At 37.6% G+C, this 25,182-nt stretch carries 17 protein-coding genes and 1 pseudogene; 12 read left to right on the top strand and 6 right to left on the bottom strand.

All coding sequences use genetic code 11. The annotated features are described in order from the left end of the window. Positions 1 to 87 precede the first annotated feature (87 nt). Entirely contained in the window at positions 88 to 1,143 is a 1,056-nt protein-coding gene (gene porQ / locus HOO91_08690; protein ID NOU17621.1) for a type IX secretion system protein PorQ, read from the bottom strand. A 312-nt stretch (positions 1,144 to 1,455) separates the two neighbouring features. On the opposite strand from porQ, the gene HOO91_08685 reads away from it, so the two are divergent. From HOO91_08685 to HOO91_08675, 3 genes are all read left to right on the top strand, one after another. After that, positions 1,456 to 3,354, top strand: a complete 1,899-nt coding sequence (locus tag HOO91_08685) for a type IIA DNA topoisomerase subunit B (GenBank protein ID NOU17620.1) — start codon at positions 1,456 to 1,458, stop codon at positions 3,352 to 3,354. 75 nt (positions 3,355 to 3,429) lie between these two features. Next, positions 3,430 to 3,792, top strand: coding sequence for a four helix bundle protein (locus tag HOO91_08680; GenBank protein NOU17619.1), 363 nt, complete (start codon positions 3,430 to 3,432; stop codon positions 3,790 to 3,792). Positions 3,793 to 3,885: 93 nt separating this feature from the next. After that, the gene (locus HOO91_08675; protein ID NOU17618.1) at positions 3,886 to 6,543 is read left to right on the top strand and encodes a DNA gyrase/topoisomerase IV subunit A; all 2,658 of its coding nucleotides are present in this window, start codon (positions 3,886 to 3,888) and stop codon (positions 6,541 to 6,543) included. Between the two features lie 60 nt (positions 6,544 to 6,603). On the opposite strand, the gene HOO91_08670 is transcribed toward HOO91_08675, so the two are convergent. From HOO91_08670 to HOO91_08660, 3 genes and pseudogenes are all read right to left on the bottom strand, one after another. Next, complete coding sequence (locus tag HOO91_08670; GenBank protein NOU17617.1) at positions 6,604 to 8,370, bottom strand: tetratricopeptide repeat protein; 1,767 nt, start codon at positions 8,368 to 8,370, stop codon at positions 6,604 to 6,606. Between the two features lie 639 nt (positions 8,371 to 9,009). Further along, positions 9,010 to 9,303, bottom strand: a pseudogene (locus tag HOO91_08665) (hypothetical protein). 108 nt (positions 9,304 to 9,411) lie between these two features. Then, complete coding sequence (locus tag HOO91_08660) at positions 9,412 to 14,991, bottom strand: hypothetical protein (protein ID NOU17616.1); 5,580 nt, start codon at positions 14,989 to 14,991, stop codon at positions 9,412 to 9,414. A 555-nt stretch (positions 14,992 to 15,546) separates the two neighbouring features. Here HOO91_08660 and HOO91_08655 point away from each other — a divergent pair. The 3 genes from HOO91_08655 to HOO91_08645 all read left to right on the top strand — a co-directional run bounded on the left by HOO91_08655 (position 15,547) and on the right by HOO91_08645 (position 18,006). Beyond that, positions 15,547 to 16,113, top strand: coding sequence for a protein tyrosine phosphatase (locus HOO91_08655; GenBank protein ID NOU17615.1), 567 nt, complete (start codon positions 15,547 to 15,549; stop codon positions 16,111 to 16,113). Positions 16,114 to 16,116: 3 nt separating this feature from the next. After that, positions 16,117 to 16,833, top strand: a complete 717-nt coding sequence (locus HOO91_08650; GenBank protein ID NOU17614.1) for a DUF1003 domain-containing protein — start codon at positions 16,117 to 16,119, stop codon at positions 16,831 to 16,833. Between the two features lie 63 nt (positions 16,834 to 16,896). Continuing rightward, complete coding sequence (locus HOO91_08645) at positions 16,897 to 18,006, top strand: bifunctional 3-deoxy-7-phosphoheptulonate synthase/chorismate mutase type II (GenBank protein ID NOU17613.1); 1,110 nt, start codon at positions 16,897 to 16,899, stop codon at positions 18,004 to 18,006. A 245-nt stretch (positions 18,007 to 18,251) separates the two neighbouring features. On the opposite strand, the gene purS is transcribed toward HOO91_08645, so the two are convergent. Next, positions 18,252 to 18,509 carry a phosphoribosylformylglycinamidine synthase subunit PurS gene (gene purS / locus HOO91_08640; protein NOU17612.1) on the bottom strand — a complete coding sequence of 86 codons (258 nt, stop codon included), beginning with the start codon at positions 18,507 to 18,509 and terminating at the stop codon, positions 18,252 to 18,254. Between the two features lie 115 nt (positions 18,510 to 18,624). Next, positions 18,625 to 19,395 carry a CDP-diacylglycerol--serine O-phosphatidyltransferase gene (locus HOO91_08635; GenBank protein ID NOU17611.1) on the bottom strand — a complete coding sequence of 257 codons (771 nt, stop codon included), beginning with the start codon at positions 19,393 to 19,395 and terminating at the stop codon, positions 18,625 to 18,627. A 102-nt stretch (positions 19,396 to 19,497) separates the two neighbouring features. Here HOO91_08635 and HOO91_08630 point away from each other — a divergent pair, with 102 nt between their 5' ends. The 6 genes from HOO91_08630 (at position 19,498) to HOO91_08605 (ending at position 25,166) form a co-directional block, all read left to right on the top strand. Further along, positions 19,498 to 20,571 (top strand): PorV/PorQ family protein, encoded by a 1,074-nt coding sequence (locus HOO91_08630; protein ID NOU17610.1) that lies wholly within the window; start codon positions 19,498 to 19,500, stop codon positions 20,569 to 20,571. A 140-nt stretch (positions 20,572 to 20,711) separates the two neighbouring features. Next, positions 20,712 to 21,134, top strand: coding sequence for a hydrolase (locus HOO91_08625; GenBank protein NOU17609.1), 423 nt, complete (start codon positions 20,712 to 20,714; stop codon positions 21,132 to 21,134). A gap of 199 nt (positions 21,135 to 21,333) precedes the next feature. Beyond that, on the top strand, positions 21,334 to 22,425 hold the full coding sequence (locus tag HOO91_08620; protein ID NOU17608.1) for a glutaminyl-peptide cyclotransferase: 1,092 nt from the start codon (positions 21,334 to 21,336) through the stop codon (positions 22,423 to 22,425). 226 nt (positions 22,426 to 22,651) lie between these two features. Continuing rightward, complete coding sequence (locus tag HOO91_08615) at positions 22,652 to 23,653, top strand: ABC transporter substrate-binding protein (GenBank protein NOU17607.1); 1,002 nt, start codon at positions 22,652 to 22,654, stop codon at positions 23,651 to 23,653. Further along, a complete protein-coding gene (locus HOO91_08610; GenBank protein NOU17606.1) occupies positions 23,650 to 24,423 on the top strand; it encodes an ABC transporter ATP-binding protein in 774 nt (257 codons plus the stop codon). Before HOO91_08615 ends, HOO91_08610 begins: the two co-directional genes overlap by 4 nt. Next, complete coding sequence (locus tag HOO91_08605) at positions 24,420 to 25,166, top strand: ABC transporter permease subunit (protein NOU17605.1); 747 nt, start codon at positions 24,420 to 24,422, stop codon at positions 25,164 to 25,166. The genes HOO91_08610 and HOO91_08605 overlap by 4 nt, the downstream gene beginning before the upstream one ends. The last annotated feature ends 16 nt before the right edge of the window (positions 25,167 to 25,182 follow it).

Here is a 25,182-nt window from a genome sequence, read left to right as displayed (position 1 = left end):
TTATAAAATGTGATTATATAAAAAGAGGCAATTGATTATTGCCACTTTTTTATTATAAAAATTTGTTTTTCGGCTTAAAACATCTTCCTATAGCTTACTCCACCCAAAAAGATCGTCAAGATCTGTAGTTATCGAGAAATATTTTGATGTACCAGACAAGTGGTATCTGGATTGTCCGTAGCTAAGCTGAAATTTTGAGATACGAATTCCAAATCCCCAGCTAAACCCTACTGTTGAAACATTTTCTTGAACTTTTAGTTCATTCCTTCGCTGGTAATTATACCCAACTCTAAAGCAAAAACTTTTAATCGGAACAAACTCTATTCCCAGTATTAAATGGCTTAATGCCTCGTTTGATATAGATTGAATTTTGTTATCCTTCGAGGTATCCTCTCCTCCAAGTGAAGAAATATTGGTTTTAGGGCGCTTATAATACATATTCAGGTTTTGCAATTGGTGCAACGTTGCAATCACCCTAAATGGAGCATGTGCTAACTTTTTGCTACACCCAACAACAATCTCGAATGGTAGTTTCTGCCATGTATCAGGTGTATAAGGCTTTATCATTGTACCTATATTGCGTAGTACAATACCTGCTGAGAATAGCCCATTTTGATGATGGTAGTTAAACCCAATATCAGCCGCAATGCCAAATGATTTGTAGTTATATAAATGGGAGTAAATAGGTTTAACATTAATTCCTACTGTAAAGATACTATCGAAGACTCGGGAGTAAATTAGGTTGATTGCCATATCGGAAGCCGTAAAACTTCCTGAAATTATCCCTGTTTCATTAGCTTCGGTGAACGAACCATAGCTAACCTGCATAATGCCAATCCCAACAGTTCCAAATTTTTGGAAATTTCTTGAGTAAATCGCCGAGCCATAACGAACTCCAGCATAATATCCAATATACGAAAAAGCAAGCTGATTATGCATATCAGCATTAAGTAGGGATGGGTTGTAAAAAGCCAACCCAAGTTCTGGATCATCAGATGAGGCTATCTTTCCTCCCAGAGCGGCTAAGCGTGGTGTTGTGCTTAGGTTGAGAAAATCGTAGGTTCCCTCGCCACCAATCTGGGCAAAGAGTTGACCAATAAACAGGAAAAGAGTAAATAATATGGATGACCTTTTAATAAACATAAAATTCAAATCTGCTGCTAAGGTATAATTTTTGGATTAGGTGTTACAATAATTTAGCATAGATATAACTTAATGCTTTGCGATTTAGTATTTGGAATTCAGTATCTATATAAATTTTTTAAAAACGACAATAAGATAATTAACAGTCAGGTATTTAAGCTAACAAGTAAAAAAATAATTAAAAACTAATCAAAAAATTTATTAACACATAACCTCCCAGTTTATAAATCGTTAGCACCTGTTGATATTTAAATAGTCAATCTTAAGTGTTCTCCATTAATAAATCAGTATTTTTGCATCAAATTTTTTGTAATGTCAGTAAATACTAGCTATTCAGAAGATAGTATCAGAACACTTGACTGGCAGGAGCACGTTCGGCTTCGGCCCGGTATGTACATTGGTAAACTGGGTGATGGCACTCAGCCCGATGATGGCGTGTACATCCTGCTTAAAGAGGTGTTTGATAACTCTGTGGATGAGTACATGATGGGTTTTGGAAAGAATATCGATTTGTCTATCTCAGATCGGTTAGTCCGGGTTCGCGATTTTGGTCGTGGTATTCCCCTTGGCAAATTGCTTGATGTTGCCTCTAAAATGAATACAGGTGCTAAATACGATTCAAAAGTATTTAAGAAATCTGTTGGATTGAACGGTGTGGGTATTAAGGCCGTGAACGCTCTGTCATCATGTTTCAAAATTCAAAGTATCCGCGAAGGTCAAGGAAAACTCATTGAATTTTCGGGCGGAAAACTAATCTCCGAACAGGATATCCATGTAAATGGCGAGAAGAACGGAACCATAGTTGAGTTTGTACCCGATGATAGCATCTTTGGTAGTTTCATCTATCAGGATGAGTACGTGGAGACCATGCTTCGCAATTATACCTACCTGAACACAGGGTTGGTTATCAACTACAACGATAAGCGTTTTATCTCCCAAAACGGTTTGCGCGATTTACTTACGGAGAACATGACTGGTGAGGGGCTATATCCAATAATTCACATTAAAGGAGAGGATATTGAGGTTGCGCTAACGCATGGGAATGGCTATGGGGAGGATTACTACTCCTTTGTAAACGGTCAACATACAACCCAAGGGGGTACGCATCTTACGGCCTTTCGTGAGGCAATTGTAACCACTATTCGTGGTTTTTATAAAAAGGATTTTGATGCTTCCGATATCAGAACCTCTATAATCTGCGCGCTAAGTGTAAGGGTTGAGGATCCAGTTTTTGAATCGCAAACAAAAACGAAATTGGGTAGTAAGGATATGTCGCCCAATGGCCCTGGTGTTCGTCAGTATATTGGCGATTTTGTTAAGAATGCGCTTGATAACTATCTGCATAGAAACTCCGAAACAGCTCAAATACTTTTACAAAAAATACTTGATGCCGAAAAGGAGCGCAAGGCTATCTCTGGCATAAAAAAACTGGCTCGTGAGCGTGCCAAAAAGGCTAGCCTTCACAATCGTAAATTGCGCGACTGCCGAGTTCACCTCGATTCAAAGGATGAAAGAGGAGAGGAGTCAACGCTATTTATCACTGAGGGGGATTCGGCTAGTGGATCAATCACTAAATCTCGTGATGTGAATACTCAGGCAGTATTTTCACTCAAAGGGAAACCGCTGAACACCTACGGTTTAACAAAGAAGATTGTTTACGAGAACGAGGAGTTCAACCTACTTCAGGCTGCTCTTAACATTGAGGATGATATCGAGAACCTTCGTTACAACAAGGTGGTAATTGCTACCGATGCCGATGTGGACGGTATGCACATTCGACTACTTTTAATTTCCTTCTTTCTACAATTTTTCCCTGATTTAATTCGTCAAGAGCATCTATTCATACTTCAAACACCGCTATTCAGAGTACGAAATAAGAAGAAAACTTTTTATTGCTATTCGCATGATGAAAAGCAGAAAGCTATTAAAGATGTAGGTGCTAACCCGGAGATTACAAGGTTTAAAGGTCTTGGTGAGATTTCCCCTGATGAATTTAAGAACTTTATTGGCGAAAATATTCGACTCGACCCCGTTCGATTAACCCGTGATGATGTAATAGCCGATTTGCTTAGCTTTTACATGGGCAAGAATACACCCGAAAGGCAGGATTTCATTATCGAAAACCTCAAGATTGATGAGGATATCGTTGAGGAATCGAAACCTCCACTTGAGGAGGAGTTAGAAGAGGAAGTTGCTGAGAAAGTCGCTTGAGAAAGTGGAAAGTGACAAGCGAAAAGTGTTAAGAGATTTAGGTCAGTTAAAGTGTGATCATTAAAATAATATTAGATGAATGATTTTAGAGAGTTAATTGTTTGGCAGAAAAGTATTGAACTTGTAGAAAAGGTTTACCAAGTAACCAATTCATTTCCTAAAGAGGAAATGTTTTCATTAACATCGCAAATTAGGCGAAGTGCAATCTCAATTCCCTCAAATATAGCTGAGGGTTTTGGAAGAAAAACGACTCCGGATTATATTCGCTTTTTACATATTGCAAGAGGTTCTCTTTATGAACTGCAAACTCAATTAGAGATCTCAAATAGAATCAAATATTTAGGTGAAAACGATTTGCGCTCATTGATTGAAAATTGTAAAGAGGTGGAGAAAATGCTAAATAGTTTGATAAAATCTCTTGCGAATAAAATAAAGTAGATTCATCACTTGTCGCTTACAACTTTCCACTTATCACTCTTTACTAATAAAAGTAAGATAAAAGATATAGACGTTAATAAACATTACTGAATAATGCGTTTAGATGATTTTGAGGCGGATGAAATACTAGCCTCGGGCGGAACAAGAAAAACTACCCCCGATGAGCATGCACGAATTGCAAAGTTAACAGGTGAGGCTGCAAAGAAAAAGCACCTTACAGGGATGTACAAGGACTGGTTTCTGGACTATGCCTCGTACGTAATACTTGAGCGTGCTGTTCCGCATCTCGATGATGGACTTAAACCCGTTCAGCGGCGCATACTCCATGCCATGAAACGCCTTGATGACGGTCGTTACAACAAGGTTGCAAACATCATTGGTTTCACCATGCAGTTCCACCCACATGGTGATGCTTCAATTGGCGATGCTTTGGTTCAGCTTGGACAAAAGGATCTACTCATCGATCAGCAGGGAAACTGGGGAAACATACTTACTGGCGATAGCGCTGCTGCCCCTCGTTACATCGAGGCTCGGTTATCAAAATTTGCACTTGACGTAGCATTCAACGTAAAGACCACTGAGTGGATGCTCAGCTACGATGGTCGTAATCAGGAACCTGTTACGCTACCCATGAAATTCCCTTTGCTACTTGCACAGGGTGTTGAGGGTATTGCCGTTGGTTTGGCATCAAAAATTCTTCCTCATAACTTCATCGAACTTATTGATGCTGCAATTTTATATCTGAAAGACCATGATTTTGAACTATATCCCGATTTCATCACTGGTGGACATGCCGATTGTACTCGTTACAACGATGGTCTTCGTGGTGGAGCAATTAAGGTACGGGCTAAAATTCAAAAGATTGATAAGAAAACACTTTCAATAACCGAACTGCCATTCGGGAAAACAACATCATCGTTGATTGATACCATTGTAAAGGCTAACGACAAGGGCAAAATCAAGATTAAGAAGATTGATGATAACACCTCGCAAAATGTCGAGATTCTTATTCATCTTCCTGCTGATGTTTCGCCAGATGTTACCATTGATGCACTCTACGCATTTACCGATTGCGAAATCTCAATTTCACCAAACTCCTGCGTAATATATCAGGATAAGCCCCGCTTTATGGGCGTTAAGGATCTCCTTAAAGCATCGGTGGATCATACCAAGTTCCTTCTTACCTGGGAATTGAAGAATCGATTAGATGAGCTGGAAGAGGATTGGCATTTTTCATCACTTGAGAAGATCTTCTTTGAAGAGAGGATATATCGTGAATTGGAGAAAGATACCGAAACCTGGGAACTCGTTATTGAAGCAATTGACAAAGGTTTTAATCCTTATAAAAAGCTCTTTAGGCGTGAGATTACTCACGACGATTTAACTAAACTAACAGAAAAACCTGTTCGCAAGATTTCTAAGTTTGATATCAAAAAGGCCGATGAGCATATCCTTGCAGTAGTTGATGAAATTGCAGAGGTTAAGAATCATCTTTCGAATATCGTTCCTTATACAATAAATTACTACCAGCAGATAAAGAAGAAGCATGGTAAGGGTAAGGAGCGTAGAACCGAACTTCGTAGTTTCGATACAATTGAGGCAACGAAGGTGGTTGTAGCTAACGAAAAACTTTACGTTAACCGTGAGGAGGGCTTCTTTGGAACAGGCCTTAAAAAGGATGAGTTCGTTTGCGATTGCTCCGATATTGATGATATAATTGTATTCCTAAAAAGCGGCAAGTATTTCATATCCAAAGTACAGGACAAAGCTTTTGTTGGAAAGGATATTCTTCACATCGCAGTGTTTAAGAAAAACGACCAGCGCACCATTTACAATGTGGTTTACAGAGATGGACGCAACGGTTCAATTATGATGAAACGATGCGCCATTACTGGTATTACACGCGATAAGGAGTACGATATTTCTAAGGGAACCGATGGCTCTTCGATACTCTATATGAGCGCAAACCCCAATGGCGAAGCCGAAATTCTAAAGGTATTCCTAAAACCCAAGCCACGTCTACGCAACCTGATTATTGAGTTGGATTTTAGCCAGCTGGCTATAAAAGGGCGCAGCTCAATGGGGAATATCTTTACCCGTTACGCAATTCATAAGATTCAGCTGAAAGAGAGAGGCGTAAGCACCCTTGGAGGTCACAAAATTTGGTTGGATGAAGATGTCCTTCGCCTTAACTCCGATAGCCGTGGTAAATATCTGGGCGAATTCCTTGATGGAGAGAAAATACTTGTTGTAAATGGCGATGGAACCTACTACCTAACAGGATTCGATTTTTCGGTACGATTTGAGAACAGCCCAATAATCATCGAAAAGTACGATGCCGACAAGGTATTCTCTGCCGTTTACTTTGATGGTGAGCAGGATTTCTACTACCTGAAACGATTCGTGTTTGATCCTACAGAAAAACCACAATCGTTCATAGCCGAGGAAACAGGCTCTAGGTTTATCGCAATTTGCGATGATGATTTCCCCTGCATCGAAATCACCTTTAAAGGCAAACATGCCAAGAAAGATCCCGAGCAGGTAGATGTTTATGAATTTATAGCCGTAAAAGGCTACAAAGCCAAAGGAAAACGCCTAACCACCAACGAGGTTAAGGCTATTACCTTTATTGAACCACTCCAAAAAGAGCTACCCCCATCAGAGGATGAAGAGGAGGGTGATTTTGAGGAGAATGGGGAGGATAATAATGATGATTCCGCATCTGCCACGCAGATGGAGTTGGGGATATAAACCTATATTTCTTACGTAACTCTGACAGGGTTTAAAACCCTGTCAGAGTTTTTTTATGTATTATTTGCCACAATTTTTTACCATTTCAATTAATTCCACAATTTCCTTTTTTGAATCGCTGGCGGGCAGGGAGACTAGCCATTCTTCAAGTTGTTTAAAAGACCAATCTAATTTTGGTTTTGATCCTAATAATGAAATAACTTTTTTATGCTCGAGAGTGCATTCTAAACCGAGCAGAACTTTAGCAGCGTATTCCAAGAGGTTATAAATTATTTCGTAATCATTAGACTCAATTTCGGCATAGATTACCTTTAAGGAATTCTCATATTCATTGATAGTGATGTATGATTCCTTTAAATTGAGATAGGGTTCTATATAGTTTTTATCTAATTCAATAGCTTTATTGTAGTCTGATATTGCTTTTTCAAAATCCCCTTTTTCCCCATATGTAGCTCCACGATTATAATATGCCCCAGCAGAATTATTATCTAATTCAATAGCTTTATTGTAATCTGATATTGCTTTTTCAAAATCCCCTTTACCTGAATATGCATTTCCACGATTATTATAAGCCATAGCATTATTACTATCTAATTCAATAGCTTTATTGTAGTCTGATATTGCTTTTTCGAAATCCCCTTTCTCTTTATATGCAACTCCACGATTATTATAAGCACTAGCTTTATTATTATCTAATTCAATAGCTTTATTGTAGTCTGATATTGCTTTTTCGAAATCCCCTTTTTCTTTATATGCAACTCCACGATTATTATAAGCACTAGCATTATTACTATCTAATTCAATAGCTTTATTGTAGTCTGATATTGCTTTATCAGAATCCCCTTTACCTGAATATGCATTTCCACGATTATTATAAGCCAAAGCATAATTCTTATCTAAATCAATTGCTTTTGTGTAAAGAAGTATTTTTTTATCAATATTTTTTTCTTCATAAGCTAAATCAAAATAGTTAACAGCATCTAGTTTTTCCTCATTGTCTTTAAATAAAATATTCTCAATGTTTTCAATATTCTTATCCTGTTTATAAATCTTCAGTTCCTCTTCAAAAATCTTTAACTTTTCTTCTTTTTCCTTTAGTTCCACTTCCCATTGTGTTTGTACCTGTTCTATCTCTTGCTCCGATAGTTTTAGTTTAGCTTTATACTCTGCAATTTCTTTCTCAAGTTCAATAATTTTACCTTTAAATTGCCCTTCAGGATCAGCCTTTATTGCTTCATGCTCGTTAATTATTCCTCTCAATTTTTTTTCTTTCTCTTCGCTTTCCTTTAACTCTTCTTTAAACCCCTTACTTCTATTTTCTTCGTCTATTAGCTGTTTCCTTAACTCTGCAATAGTTTCTTCTGGGGTTCTGCTTGTAACAGGTGGAACTTCTTTTGCTATAGTTTCTATTGCATCTTTTATTTTGAGTCTTAATTCTTTTAGGTTATTGACCTTATATTCAATCAGATTAATTGGTGCAATATCAAAAGGAACATCCTTTACATTTTGGGTAATAATAATTGGATGTGTATTGTCTAGAGCTTGTGCAAATCCAAGCTCGTAAAAAACGTTAGGGTTTTTTTCTGTTGTGTCGGCAATTACATATTGGGCTTTTTGAATATTCTTACAAATCCTATCGCACCAAATTGAATTTTCGGTATATTTTTCATTTGCCTTTTCGCAATCATAACCAATATCTTTAGCGGCTCTTTCAATTGAATCATAAACATTATTAAACTCATCCTTAAAGGGCATAATAACGAATATAAACTTATCTTTTTTACCAATATTATGCTGACATTTTCCACCTACAATTGAACACTTCATAGTTGTTGTTTTTTGGGAGTAGTTATGTGAACTTTCCCTTGTTATCCTTAAACAAATATAATATTTAGCATTAAATCAACAAATTAAAATTGGGGATTATAGAATAAGTCAAGCATAAATTAACCGCAGAGTATTATGAGGTTTCGCAAAGTTCGCAAAAGTCAATGGTCTGTTTAATAGGTATTTGCGCTCTTTGCGTTTTTCTTTGTGTCCTCTGCGGTTATTGATTATCTTTTCTGGACAACATAATCTTTTTAAGAGTTTTGATGGTTAATAATTACCACCCTATCGCAAAATGCGATAATATCTTAGGGTTATTCGATTTTATGGGGATTTGGAGGCAAACTCTGATAGGTTCTTCGAACTCTATCAGGTTATCCTATTGAGCATGACCTTTCAGAGTCGATAGACCTGAAAGAGTCTGAATATTGACTGCTTTTACAATGGTTAATAGTCTTGCTGGTTTTGATCTCAGGCGCAGCCTGCAATAATAGTACGACGCAGGTGCGCTTCGCTAACCTGCGCCGAACTGAGCATGTAGAAAGGAAAAAACTCGGAATTTCTCCGAGTTTTCTGATTTGTAAAGTTTATGAATATGGCCTAGATTAATCTTCTATTTCTTTATTTTTGTTATAAGATAGGTGATGGAATTGATTGAATTAAACGAAAAAGTTGCTCGGTGTCGGCAACATCCGTTAAGCGTAACTTACCGTCAGGTGCGGGCATTTTCAAACCGTGACAATTCGTCACGGTTTCATTACCTTCTTCTTTAAGTCGCTGTTTCAGTTTACGCCAATAGGCGTTGGCATCAATGCTTTCGGTAAGAACGGCAACCACATCGATAATTGAAAAGTACCACTTCTCCTGTTCTTCATCCCAGAGAGAGCGGATTTTACGATCGTTAAATAGTTGAATTTTGTTTGATTTATCCATTTTAACTGCTTGGTAAAGTTGTTAAATGCAGATACTTTTTAACTATTGTGCCTATTGTGGTTAGAATATTTACCACAGTAGGCACAATAAAAAACATTGAAAAAAGGACTATTCCCCTTGGTTCACAACCTCAACCCATTTTCCGCTATTCCTTGCAAAAACGGAGTTATCATACATAGCTTCGCAAGCGAATGATGGTAGATAGAATTTGCCAACATAAGCAGCGTTGAATACAATTTTATAGGATTTTGTCTTGCCCCAAGGCAAACTGAAATAGGTATAAACCCTATCATCTCTGATATCCTGATAATCATACGATGAGGTTTCTATTGCGGAGGCCTCTTCCATCCTTGTATTCCTTATTTCCCAACCCGAAGGAACAATAACCGAAAGCGATAGTTGCTCAAAGTTGCTGCGAGTTCCGGGGTTATGAATCTTTATCTCAGTATAGAAATCAGTTCCTTGCTCCAACTTATCGGGCGAAATTACAACGCCATTCATCTGGTGGAAGCTAACATCCATCTTGATATTGTTCGATTGGGGAACCTCGTTCCCTGCTACAGGAATACCCGATGTTATCAATCTTGCAAATACAACACCGCTCCCGTTATTGGTTATATTAACTTCTCCTTCGCCTTTCTGAACAGGGTTAAAGTTATGCTGAGCAATGGTTAGTTTGGTTTGTAACTTCTTGTTGTTATTGTCATCCGCTTTAAAGGATACATCAATTCCATCGCCTGATTTAACTGTAGCAGCATACTTAGAGAAGGCGAGTAAGCTGAACGAAATCTCCTGAGTACTCATCCATTCATCCTTGCTAAGTTGTGCCGATAGATCACGGAGGAGTGGCATCACCTTTTCTAAATCTTTAAGAAGAACAAGTGCTTCGGCAACCATAGCCTTATCACGGGTTTGCGAGCCGTAGGTATAGCCCATCTCACGGTAGAATGGAATTTCAACCGATTTGCCTTGTATCAAACTCATTGCAGCCTCTGGATTACCAGCTAAAGCATAAGCAGCAGCCAAGCGGTAACGTGCATTTACCGAGAGTGATGGATATTCACGTAAGCGGTTCATAGCACCAAGTTCTGGAACTTTTGCTAGCGCAAGGGTGTATAGTCGGTAGGCCTGCATCAAATCACCGTTATAGTAATCTCTGCTTGATGCTGGTGCCCATGTTAGCGACCTTTGTCGCTGATATCGTTTCCATCCCTCCATTATTCCCGCAGGAATGCTATAGCCCAGAGCCTCTGCTTCGAGCATGAAATGCCCTGCGTATGTGGTTGCCCACTCATCGGGTTGCTGGCTGCCAGCCCAAAGCGATAGACCTCCGTCAATAGTGCGGAATGTTCTGATTTTATCTAATCCGTAACGAACGTTTTCTTCGGCTCTATTGCGAGTTTCAACATCAAAATCACCTAATTTACTAATGAATAGTTGAGGGAAAGCACCTGATGTTGTCTGCTCTAGGCATCCATGTGGATATTGGATAAGATATGCTAATCTGTAACCAAGATTGATAGGAGGTATTGTGCTAAATTCGAGTGATGCCTTATTTGTTCCCTCCATTCCAAAGGCTTTGTACGTTGGATTCCACTTCTGATTTGCATTCAGAACAATCTCCTTTACAAGAGTCATCGGAGGATTGGCGTTGCGAACATTGAGTTCAATTTCGTGGGTTGCCTCATTGCGACCGCTGGTGGCAATTACCTTAACCTTTCCAATGCCTAATTTTGAAGCAACTTTTAGGTTGAATTTAATAACCTGGTCACCAATCTCGTTAAAAGTGATACTCTTTTCCGTTTCACCAACGGGTATCAACAAATCATTTAGCTCAAGGCGAATCTTAACATCCTTAACTTTTTTGTCCATTGCAAAAACTGTCACTGGGAGTACAACATCTTCTTCAGGGCCAAGAACGCGTGGTAGCGTTGATAGTACCATTAGCGGTTTTCGCACAGGTGCTGTTTTCTCGGCTGAGCCATATGCTCCCTCCTTAGCAGCAACAACCATAACTCTTACAGAACCAATATAATTTGGCATTATAAAGCTAATCTTCTTCTTCTCACCACTTTCAACGGTAAATGGCCCTATATATTTCACAACAGGTTTAAACCTATTTGCTGAACGGTCACCTTTATTGATTAACGCCTCATCACCGCCAATTGAGATAATGCGAAGCATCTTCCCAGCATCGGCACCCATAACCATATCAAATAGATCCCATGTTTTTACCCCAAGAGCCTCGCGTGCATAAAAGCGACCCCATGGATCGGGTGTTTTAAATCGGGTTAAATCTAGCAAACCTTCATCAACCATGGCAAGTGTAACGGTCATAGCCTTACCATCCTTCTCCGAAACGGTTATGTTAACCTTTTTTTCAGGTTCTAACTCATCGGGTAATGATAGAACTGGGTTAAGGTGAGTTTCAGGATTAACTATCATTAGAGGAATAATCCCGTACAACCTAATTGGTAGGTCGTTAATGGTTTGCCCATGAGGCTGAATAAAGGTAGAATGTACGTAGATATTCGGGGTCATCTTATCGGTGACCTTAAATGAGAATTGGGTTTCCCCTTTTTTCGATTCAACCCAATATGTTTCAAGTACATTTACGCCATTCTCGATACTTACAAATACATTTCCACCTTCGGCTGTTGGAATTGTAAGATTGACGTTCTCTCCAACCTTGTACTCCTGCTTATCCGATGAGAAAACCAACATGGTAGCAGCTTCTGGGTTTCTACTCTTATCGCGTTTAACCCAGCCTGGCCAATCGAAGTAGGATATAGTACTAGCGGCATGACCTCCATCAGGATCGATAACTCTAATTAGGAATCGACCCCATTCGGGTTGATTGATACGAACATTGAATTCACCTTCGCCGTTGGAGCCTGTGCTAACAAATCCTCGTTGAATAATCCTTGAATATGAATTTGAGACGTAGTTTGAAAGATCATCGGAGTTTTGCTCCCACCACCATCTCCAATCGAGTTTATAAATTTCAACCTTTAAACCACTCCTTGATACTGGGTTGCCATCGGCATTAACCGTAACCACTTTTAGTTTTTGATCGGTATCGGTAACAAACATATTACCTCTTGTGCCAGGGTCGGGCATCTTAACGCCTACAAAGGTTTCGAATGGGTAGTAAGGCATGGAGAACTTGTCGATACTGAAATTTCCTCCCTCCTCAAAAACCCTTACTTTGAAACTGGCTTTCAGAACACCAGGAGCAGATGCCTTAACATCAATTCGTGGGCTAAATGTAATTTCTCCGCTTTCATTTAAAACTCCTTCGAACAGGCTCTGCTCCTCCGATGAGAAGGTGCGTGATTCATCATCAAATGAATATCCCTTATAGTTTTTAAAGGTTGTAGTTGATGCACTTAGGGTAATATCGACTTTTGCTTTTAAGTTTCTTGCAGGAGCACCATGCAACCATTTTGCCTTGAGATTTGCGGAGATGTTGCGATTCATTTTCAGCTCATTTACCCCAAAATCGAGGTTCAGTTTAAGCCTGTTGGGCATTATTGTTTCAACCCTAACAGGTTGTGTAAACGTTGCTCCACCTATCTTGACCCTAGCAGTATAGCTTCCAGTAGGAGCATCCTGAGATGTTGCAACAGGGAAGGCATATACACCATCAACACTGGTGGTTGATATAGTTTTGTAGACAACCTGTCCGCGTGGATCAACCAGTTCGAATGAGATTGGATGATTTTCGGGAAGAGTTTTGTTCTTGTCTTCGAGAATGAACGATAGGAATAGCGTATCGCCTGGACGCCAAACGCCCCTTTCGCCGTAGATTAACCCTTTTATTCCACGTTGAACCGCTTCGCCCGATATATCGAATGAGCTAAGTGATAGCGATGATCCATCATCCAATTTCAAATATCCTCGTTGAGTTCCCTGCTTTGCAATTAGAAGGAAAGGCTTTTCATTACCTTTAAATTCCAGTTTAGCCATACCATCGCCATCGGTAGAGGCGGTTGCCATAATACGGTGTTGGTAGTTGTAAATCTCAATGCTTACACCAGAAATGGGTTTGGCTGTTAGTAAATCTGTAACAACAAATATAGAAGAGCCATCAGTGCCTCTCTTGGCTAGAATACCTAGGTTTGAGGCCAATACATTCCTACGTACCTCTTTGTTTCGGTAGTATGAAACATTGCAAGGGTTTTCACGCTCCTGCCAGTTATAACTTTCGCCATCCTCGTAGTAATAATCCTCGTAATCCTCATAATAGTATGATTGATGTGAGTCATCACTTGGATCATATATCTCCTCAATAGTTTTTATTGGTTCAGTATTCGTTTTCCCTTCGCAACCATAGGCAGAATAGTTCTTGCGAAACGATATTTTAACTTGATAGATTGCACCCGGTTCGGTATTTATCATCTTCGAAAGGTCGATATGAAAGGTGTTCCATGCACCATAATCCACTTCACCACCGGCATTGAGTAGAATGGTTTTTCTTAAAAGCATCCTTCCAACCCTATGCAACTCGCTGCTTCCCCCAAGATTATTAACCTGTAAGAATTGGGCTATATTATCCTCGAAAATTCTGATAATTTCAACATCAACGGCTCTAAGGCTAACCGCTTGAAATGGGAAAAGTAACCCGCTGGATGATGGGATAATGACTCCATCACCAATCATCTTTACTTCAGGTTTATAAACCTCGAACTGAATGGGTAGAACTACTGCCTCGCCAAGTTTCTGCCCACCGAAGCATCTAATCCCTTCGGCTACGTTGAAACTGAATGTTCCGTTTTGGCGGTTAGTTGGATATACTTTAATGATATTCCCCTCGGTAATCATCCTTAGATCGGAAATCTCTTCACAAGTAATTAATCCTTGAAGGGAAAGGTTTTGATCAATTGGCTCCGAGAAGCGAATCTCAACGTATTGATCGGGGTTTTGAATTACCTTTGTTGATAGTATTCTAAAAACACCTTTTACAGGTATTTCATATTCAATATTTTTCGAGAAATCGGTGTTGATAGGGTCGCCATCACAATTTAAGATAACTTTTGAAGGCGTATCGCCTTGTTTGATATTCTCAACCCAGAACCTGTACGTTTTTCCATCGGTGGATGTTTCCCATGTCATCTCAAGTTTATCGCTGCCCTGCTTAGCCTCAATAGTCTTCTTAATCTCGTTGGCATCAGCAAAATCGGCAGTATTTACAACCCCATTCAGGCGACGTTCCATTTTACTTGCCTCTTGGTAGAACTCAAGTCCATTAACCATAACCTCCATCGACTGCTTTATGGTACGGAACGAGAAGTCAAACTCCTCGTAACCCTTTGGTATATCCTTGATAAGTTTATTGAGCGAAACTGTTACAGAGTATTCCTTATCCTCTGGTAGCGGATTGTAAGGCGTAAATTCAATGGTGCGGGAGGTTGTCCACATCATCTCACCCTTAATTGATGGGCTGATGCTAATCAGATTCTGATCGGCAACTTTTCCCACAATTGTATTACCTGCAAAATCAGAGGCAAATACAACTCTAATTATACTTCGATTCGAGATAACGCCATTAGTATAGGCAGATATATAGCTACTAAAATCTTTTGTAAGAGATTCGCTTTTACGATGTCTTCCATTAAAGATTGCAAAGTAAGAGCCGATGATAACTACAACAATCGCAATTGCGATGATTCTTCGTTTCTTGTTCATGGTTAAAGGGTTTATAGGCTTTTAATAAAGGAAATTAAAAGTAGTAATTAATTTTGGAATATTGGTAAAATGTTGAAAAAGATTTAAAAAGATTAAATATGGGTGTTAATGGTATATTTAGAAACTGTTTAAGTTTTAATTGCAGTTAAATTGAACCCTTTTAGGGTTCTTAAATTTATGCTTTAACCTCCCCCAGTTTCACTGGGGGTTATTCAGATTCAAGTCCTTCGGACTTTAAAGTAATAGTATCCACCGGCAGGTGGATAAATACGAATAGCCGTGGGTTACACCCACGGGATATGAATAGATTAAACACCCAACCCCAAAGGGGTTGAATAATCAAAATAAGGTTCTAAAAGAAATTAAAACAGTTTCTTAGTAGTTAATAAGGAACTTTTCATCTTAATAATTGTAGTGTTGATAAGAGCAGAAAAGTATTTACATTTACAATCTAGTCTACTTACATTTGTTTGGCAGTATAAATTTGAAGGAAAATCAAGTTTCATTCGAGTTAGTATATTTTCCTGAAAGATTACTAAATCTACTTACTGAACTATGAGAAAAAAAATTATTCTATTCGGTTTAATCTGTTTTGTGATTGCGATAGCAGAACCTGTCTTAAGCCAAACTCAAAACCGTCCAAGTAGTTGGGGTGTAAAGGTTCCTTCTAAAAACCTTGATAACCTTTACCGTGTTAGCGATGATTTATATCGCTCGGAGCAGCCCAACAAAGAGGCTTTTGTTGAATTGAAAAGTATGGGCATTAAAAGTGTCCTAAACCTTAGAACCACTGAAAAGGACGATGATCTAATAGGAAACTTAACCCTTAAGGCATATCTTGTTCCTATGGATGCAGGAAGTTTTACCGACAAGGAGATAATTGAAGCCTTAAAGGTAATTGCCAATGCTCCAAAACCCATGCTGGTTCATTGTCGTCATGGTGCTGACAGAACAGGTGTGGTGGTTGCAATGTATCGAATTATTTTTCAGGGTTGGACAAAGGAAGATGCATTGAACGAGCTGTTGAATGGGGGTTATGGGTTTCATAATAACTTTAAAAACATCCCTGAATATATCAAGAATGTTAATGTTGAAAGGATTAAAAATGAGTTAAGAAAGTAAGTTATGGAACGCAAGGACGAGTCAACCTGTTGTGTATGTAAAAAAGTATTTTCAGAAAATCATCTAATTTCTGGTTATGGGATAAGACATGAATTGGAGGCGTTAATAAAAGTTGAACACCCTGAATGGACTGACGAATGCAATATTTGCTCCGAAGATTTAAATCGATTCCGACGAGTATATGTTCAAAATTTAGTTACAGAGGAAAGGGGTAAGATTGAATCACTTGAACAGGAGGTTATCAATAGTATTCACAATAGTGAGTTGCTTGCGGTGAATCCTATAAAAACCTATGACGAAAAAACTTCTTTGGGCGATAATATTGCCGATAGGGTTGCAAAATTTGGTGGTAGTTGGAGTTTTATCATCACGTTCTTTAGTATTTTATTAGCGTGGATTTTGGTAAATACCATTGTGTTGCTAAATAGAGCATTTGACCCTTACCCTTTTATTCTCATGAACCTGATTCTATCTTGTATTGCTGCAATTCAAGCGCCGATTATTATGATGAGTCAGAACCGTCAGGAAACTAAAGATAGGATTCGTTCCGAGAACGATTACAAGGTGAATCTTAAGGCCGAAATCGAAATAAGAACCCTTCATGAAAAGGTTGATCACCTGTTACTTGATCAGTGGTCGCGATTGATGAAAACCCAGGAAGTTCAACTAGAAATGCTCGAAGATCTGAGTAAGGAGATAAAGAAACTTAAGAAGGGTTAGGAAACTCGCATTATATTCCAATAATCTTAAAAGAATCTATTTTTCAGGTATCTTTGCATTTGGATGACTACAACACTCAATATATTACCACTATCCGATTGGTTTCCAGGATTAAACCAGCCTCTCCTTATTGCAGGGCCATGCAGTGCCGAGTGCGAGGAGCAGGTTGTGGAAACAGCCCACGGAATTGCAAAAATTGGAAGAGTTCAAATACTTCGACTTGGAATTTGGAAGCCCCGTTCACGACCAGGCACTTTTGAGGGCGCTGGGGATGAGGCCCTTCAATGGCTTAAACGTGTAAAAAAGGAAACTCGACTACTCACGGCTGTTGAGGTTGCTACTCCAATTCATGTAGAGAAGGCAATTGCTGCTGGAGTTGATGTGTTATGGGTTGGTGCTCGAACAACTTCAAATCCTTTTTCGGTGGAGCAGATCGCTCAGGCGTTAATGGGCATTGATATCCCTGTGCTTGTAAAAAACCCTGTAAATCCTGATCTTGAACTATGGATTGGTGCGCTTGAACGTTTTAACCGAGCAGGGATTGTTAAACTTGCAGCAGTGCATAGAGGCTTCTATCCCTATGAAAGAAGTAGGTTACGAAACATTCCCAAGTGGGAGCTTGCTATCGATTTAAAAAGTAAATTTCCAAACCTACCTATTATTTGCGACCCAAGTCATATTGCCGGACACGCATCTCTTGTTCCTGAAATTGCTCAAAAAGCGCTTAACCTATCAATGGATGGGTTGATGATTGAGGTTCACCGTAATCCCTCCCTTGCTCTTAGCGATGCAAAGCAGCAAATTAGCCCGTTACAACTCGAATTAATGCTTAATGAGTTGATTTTCAGATCCACATCATCGCAAAATGTTGAATTCATTGACAAACTTGAGCAACTGCGGGATAAAATCGATTCCATTGATCAACAAATGATAGAGCTTTTGGCTCAAAGAATGAGAATTGTAGAGGAGATTGGAGAGTACAAAAAGAACAATAATGTTAGCGTTTTTCAGTTACGTAGATGGGAGAATATTCTAAAATCAAGAATTGATTGTGGAAAACGCTTGGGACTGGATGATGAGTATATAAAAGACCTGCTCCAGCTAGTTCATAAAGAATCCATCCGAAAGCAGGTTGATATATTAAATAGAAAAGATAAGTTATCCGCAGAGTAAACTAATTAACGTCAGTTCGATGTAAGGGACAATGTATTAATCTAAATATCAATCGATTTATTTTATTTGAAACAATGGAATAATGGAAAATTGGAACCGAGCTTGCGAGTTCGACGAAGTCAAAAATGGAGGATACAAGCAAAAATCTAATCTCTTGTTCTCCAATATTCCATCATTACCTTAAATAATCATAGATCATTAATAATAAACACATTATTACATTTATTATATCGAGGTCACGTTAATTAATCCTTTATCTCTTTAACGGTATACTCAAAACCTTCCATTACTGGATTTGAAAGAATTTTAGAGCAAGCCTCGTTAACTTTTTCAAGAGCAGCATTTTTTGATGGAGCTTCAATTTCCATAGTGATATGCTTGCCTACACGTACATTTGTAACATCGGTATAGCCAATACTATGCATGGTCATCCCAACAGCCTTTCCTTGCGGATCGAGTAAAGCCTTTAAAGGCATCACGTTTATTTCTGCAATAAATTTCATCTTGTACATTTTTATCTGTTGGCAAAATTACTCCAAATTTAAGATTAAAAAAGAGGAATGAAAAAAAGGTCACCAATATTACAAAAGTCAATATAGTGACAATAACAGATTCCAATTAACTTCCAATAACTTCTTTACTACTCCCTTTATCTCCTCCTTCAAGAATCCAGAAAAAAGTTGACAATAAGATGTACCACAATATTATCAGCGGCAGCGATGCTTTGTAAAATATTAATATTAGAACCAAAGAGCCTGAAAGTAATAAAATCTGCTTGTAAGCAATTGAAAATTTTAAGGTTTTAAGTTTTAGCGAAAACATTGGCAATTCACAAACGAGTAACGCTGATTGAATAACTATCATCAATATTAATAGCGTTGGTGATGATGTAAAGTATTCAAAAACATTACTCCATCCGCTGTGAAGCCCAAAAACAATACCTACCGTAAAGAATGCGCTTGGAGGTGTTGCAAGACCAATAAACGAGGAGGTTTGGCGTTGATCAAGATTGAAAATACCCAAACGAAGCGATGAGAATGCTGCAAGCAGAAATGGTGCTGCCAATATTAAATGCCCTGTTAAAAGACCCTCAGAAGCATCTAATCCTAATGAATTTTTTAAAAGATGATACATGATCATGGAAGGAGCAACACCAAAGCTTACCACATCCGAAAGGGAATCTAATTCTTTTCCAAGCGCTGAGTATGCGCCAATCAAACGGGCTGTAAATCCATCAAAAAAGTCAAAAACTCCAGCTATTATAATCAACAATCCGGCAATTTGAAGATTCCCTTCAAATGCTGAAACTATCGATAAACAGCCTGCTACTAAGTTAAGCAGAGTAATAACATTTGGCAAGTGCCTAATAATCTTATTATTCGAAATCATAGTGAGTGAATTACAATATTTACCACAAAAATAAGTTAAAAAGCTAAGGTTGGTAATAAAAATCGGATTTTGTATGTTTACCATGTAATAAACTTGCTATATATGCGGAAGATTGCCCTATTCTTGTTGCTTTTTGTTGCTAGTGCTGCTGTTTTTTCTCAAACAGCAAAGTATAGTAACGACTTTCTTGCAATTGGGGTTGGTGCAAAATGGATGGGTATGGGCAGTATAGGTTCTGCCTCATGTAATGATGTGGGAGCAGCATATTGGAATCCTTCGGGATTAATTGGGTTGCAAAATCGGTATCAGATTGAAGCATTACACGCTAGTTACTTTGCTGGAATGGCTAGTTATAACCATATCGCATTAGGTTATAAACCAGATTCAACCTCAGCGATGGCATTCTCCGTAATTCGTTTTGGGGTTGATGATATCCCAAATACCATCGATCTAATTGATGAAAATGGGAATATTAATTACGATAGACTTAAAACCTTTTCAATTGCTGATTATGCTTTTCTATTTAGCTATGCAAAAACAACCCCTATTTCTCACCTTTGGGTTGGCGGAAATGCTAAGCTAATTTATCGGAGCGTTGGGAAATTTGCCTCCGCTTGGGGCTTTGGACTGGATGCCTCGGCACGATACCAACTTAATAAGTGGCTATTCGGTGCTACGGTAAAAGATATAACAACAACTTTTAATTTATGGTCGTTTAATTCAAAAGCATTAGAAATAACAGTTGTTGATAGCACTTACAATACTGCTCCAAAAAATAATCTTGAAATTACTTTACCTAGATTGATATTAGGCATAGCTCGTACATTTAAACTCAACGAAAATCTTAACCTTACCGCTGAAACCGATTTCGATTTTACTTTCGATGGCAAACGTAATACGCTAATTTCAGGTAAACCCACAAGTATTGATCCTCATTTTGGGTTAGAGGTTTGTTATAGAAATATTGTTTTTGTTCGTGTTGGTGCCAATAATATCCAACGAAATAGCGGATTTAGCGGTAGTAACGAATTAACCCTACAACCAAGCCTTGGGGTTGGAATTAAATTCCGAAGTATAAATATAGATTATGCTATGACCAATGCAGGAAGCCAAGGCTATTCTCGGTATTCAAATATCTTCTCCATACGTTGGAGTTTCGATTCCTTCAAACATTAATATGAAACATCCATGATTAACTTTAATACATATGGGAATGACTATCCTATGGATGTTCCATCTGTACCTTTAAAAACAAGAAATCAGACAGATGAAAACAGCTAATTTGTTATATTTGTAATTTGGTTATGATTTCAGCTATGATTAAGATTGCCGTTGATTTTGATGGAACAATTGTTGAACACTGCTATCCTAGTATCGGTAAAGTAAAACTATTTGCATTTGAAACTCTAAAAGAACTTCAAAAAAAAGGATACATTCTAATCCTCTGGACTGTTAGGACTGGTAAAGAACTTGAAGAGGCTGTTGAGTTTTGCAGAAATAATGGGGTTGAATTCTATGCGGTTAATAAAAACTACCCTGAAGAAATAGTTGATGAATCAGCACCCCGGAAAATTGAAGTTGACATATTTATTGATGATAGAAATTTAGGTGGTTTTCCAGGTTGGAGCGAGGTGTGGCAAATACTTTTCCCTGACCTAAAAATGGCTGAACTCGAAAACAAAGCAGTTAAGAAGTTGCAAAAACAAAAATCGATTAATCGATTTTTTTGGAAAAAATAAAGTATTAAACAATTGAGTAACACTAAGTTAATCACCATTGAGGTACACGGAGTTTAATTAAGATCATATGGTAGAATTAATTGAAAAAGAACTAGCAGATAGAATTTTGTGCCATATATTTAACTCAATCTTTGAAAAATAATAAAAACCATTGCCCCTCCGTGTTTAAATATGTTCAATTAAATCTAAATACACATCTATGATAAAAATAATTAAATCAGGCATTTTCCTTGCAGTAATCTTGACCTTTTTTGCATTCTCATGTAAAAATGGTAACAATAAAAAGGTTATCACCGACGAACAATCAACACAAAAATCTATATACCTAATAAAATTCTCCGCCCCATCAAATGGAACTTTATTTAGTTCAGGTGATAATATTGATTTAACATTAAAACTACAAGACGAAAAGGCTATTCCTGACTCAATTATACTTTTCGTTAACGAAAAAAAAATCGGCAAAGTATCGGAACAAACATACAAACTAAAAACAAACGGATTAGGACTTGGTACGTTAAATTTAAGGACAACTGCATACAAAGAGGGATTGCACCAAACAGCATCTATATCGGTAAAACTTAAATCTAACCTAATTCCAAAGAACTATACCTATAAAGTAATTAAAACCTTCTCTCATGATCCCGATGCATATACACAAGGACTCTTCTATAAGGATGGTTTTCTTTATGAAGGAACGGGACAAAAAGGCTCATCGAGCATTCGAAAGGTTGAACTTGAAACTGGAAAGATTCTCCAAAGCGTTAACCTTGAAGAGAAGCATTTTGGCGAGGGAATAACCCTTTTTAATGATAAAATTTATCAATTGACATGGACATCTGAAATTGGGTTTGTTTACGATTTCACAACCTTTAAGCAGGTTAGGACTTTCCATTATAATACTCAGGGTTGGGGATTAACCACTAATGATAAAGAGTTGATTATGAGCGATGGATCAAATAACATCTACTTTATGGATCCCGAAAACTTTGCAGAAATAAAGCATGTTGAGGTTTTCGATAACAAAGGTGCTATCAGTGAACTCAACGAGTTAGAATATATTAATGGAGATATTTACGCCAACGTTTACATGACAGATAAGATTGTTATTATCGATACCAAAACGGGAATGGTAAAAGGAGTTATTGACCTTAAAGGATTACTCAAAGATTCCGATAGAACTAATGATGTTGATGTTCTTAACGGTATTGCCTGGGATGCGGTAGGGAAACGGTTGTATGTTACTGGCAAACTTTGGCCTAAACTATATCAGGTGGAACTGGTTGGAAAATAGTGATCTTTTGACAATGATTTACCACTTGTCTTACTTATTGAAAGATGGTATTTATTATAAAGACAACCGAAATGTATTTAGTACATTTGGTTTTTGCCAACACACAAGTTAAAATGCTGAAAAACTAAAAGAGTTAAAAATTTACCAATGCTGAAATAAAGATTATAAAATTAAAAAAAAACGATTAATTTAGTATTTTTGAATAAATAACATTAAAAAATATTGTATGAAAGACTTGTCATTTAAGTTACTACTATCTGTTTTTATAATAGCATTCATTTCGCAGGCATGTAATTATAGCAAAAAGAATAGTAGTAAAACCAATGAAGCAAATTCAACTGAAAACAGAAACTTAAAGGTAGGATATTTGCCAATTAGCGCTGCTTTACCTTTATTTGTTGCCATTGAAAAAGAATTGTTTAAGGAACAGGGAATTAATGTTGAAATGGTAAAATATCAGAATGGAGCATTAATGGCTGAAGATGTTTTATCAGGTCGAATTATTGCAGCTTGCCCTGGACCTGCAGATATTTATCTTTCTAAAGAAGTTGAGCAACCTGGTAGATTTAAGATATATCTCCAAACTGCTTATACTCCCTCAAACTTCATGTATTCCATATTAGTAAAAAAGGTTTCTGGAATAAAAACTATGAAGGATTTAAAAGGCAAAAAGATTGGTGTTTTCCCTGGTGTGACAAATAAATTGTTACTTGAAGTTCTTTTAAAGGACATGTTTGGATGGGAACCTGATAAAGACATAATTGTCCAAGGAGTCTCAGCACCTCTACAGCTTGATGCGCTTGAAACTGGAGAATATGATGCTATTTGTCCGCTTGAACCTACTGGAACAATCGGTTCTTTCCGCAAAAACATTGTGATGATAGAAAAGGGTCCTATTGAAAAAAACGTATTAAATCCTCTATATATTACATTACACGCATTGTCAACTAAGGCTTTGAAAGAAAATCCTGAACTTGTTAACAAATTTGTATTAGCAATGGGAAAAGCAGTTGATCTGATACGTGAAGATGAACAAGCTATGAGAGCAATCCTTCCAAAATACACTTCTTTAACACTTGAACAATCAAGGCTTACTCCAATAGGTAATTGTGTTAAAACAAATGAAGCAAGCAGAGCCGATTTTCAAAAACTAATCGATCTTCTTGTTAGCAAAGGTGTATTATCAAAAAAAATAGATGCTAACACCCTATACCTTGAAGTCAATTGATTGTTTTAGAGAAAATATCAAAATCGTACATTAACCAAGGCGTAGAACAAGAAGTTCTTAAGCAATTGTCGATTAGTTTCCATGCAGGAGAAATTATTAGTATTGTCGGAACTAATGGTAGCGGAAAGACTACCTTGCTACGCATGATTGCTGGTTTATTGTTTCCAGATTCTGGATACATCAAATTTAACTTTCCTGACTCCCAAAAACCATTTATTGGAATAGTTCATCAAAGCTATCGTGATTCTCTATTTCCTTGGCGAACAGTGTATCGTAATATTCATTTGTCATTTGAATATTTTAATGGGCTTGTTTTTTCTGAAGAGGAGGAGAATAAACAGATTGAATCTATAATCAGCCGATTTGATATAAACGATATAAGTAAAAAACGACCATGGGCACTTTCAGGAGGTCAAGCTCAATTAGTAGCTATTGCAAGAGCCTTAGTACATCCACAAATGAAAGTTCTTTTAATGGATGAGCCTTTCAGTGCGTTGGATGGTAGGAATCTTCAAAAAGCAGCAAAAGAAATAATTGAGACAACAAGAAAAAACGGGGCCGTTACTATAGTAATCACACACGATATCGATGTTGGAATCTTATTAGGAGATAGAATCGCAGTACTAACCTCAGAATCTAAGGGTATTACAAAAGTAATTGAAGCACCATTTAAAGGTGAATACAATCCTGAATTTCTTGTTAATAAAATGTTTTTAGAATGTAAAAAAGAGGTATTAGGTGCTCTCTATCCAGCAGGAGTCATAAAATGAAAAAGATTATAGCAAATACTATAACAGGAGCAGTTGTATTTTTAATTTGGGAGTTTTCATCCAGATTGGAGTTGGTTGACCCAACATTACTTCCTCCTGCCAGCAATGTATTTATTAATCTAGGTCATGAACTTGTAACTCCTGATTTTTTACTACATATAGGAGCGACCCTTCGTTTAATGCTTGGTGGCTTTTTACTTGCAATTATTATAGGGGTTCCTTTAGGTATGTTTATGGGGCTTAATCGGAAAGTCGATTCTCTTCTATTATTTTATGTTGATTTTATTCGATCATTACCTGCAGCTGCATTAATACCGATGTATCTCGTTTTATTTCAGGGGCAAATTGCACGTATTCTAGTTATTGGAACAGCATGTGGTGTTATTATGGCAATTGGAAGCCGATCAGGGGTTTTGAACATGAATCCAACACGTAAGGAAGTTGCTACTTTATTGGGATGGAAACCATACGAGTTATTTAAGAAACTTCTTCTCTGGGAAACTATTTCCGAGGTACTACTTAGTGCCAGAATAGCTTTGTCTACATCATTAATCCTTGCAACCGTTATAGAAATGCTTCTTGGTGCAAGGTATGGTTTAGGTGATGTTCTTATTAATTCTATGCCAACAGATAAGCCAAGAATGTATGCTGTAATAATAATTCTTGGAATACTTGGTTATTTGTTGAATATGTTATTTAAAATAATTGAATTATGGTTGAAACGAATCGGCTTATATAAATGAATTTATAAACTTAAGG

Source organism: Bacteroidales bacterium (assembly GCA_013141385.1).
In the GTDB taxonomy this organism is placed as follows: Bacteria; Bacteroidota; Bacteroidia; order Bacteroidales; family Tenuifilaceae; genus UBA8529.
The sequence above is the reverse complement of the archived record's forward strand: the minus strand, read 5'-3'. Positions and strand labels throughout refer to the sequence as shown.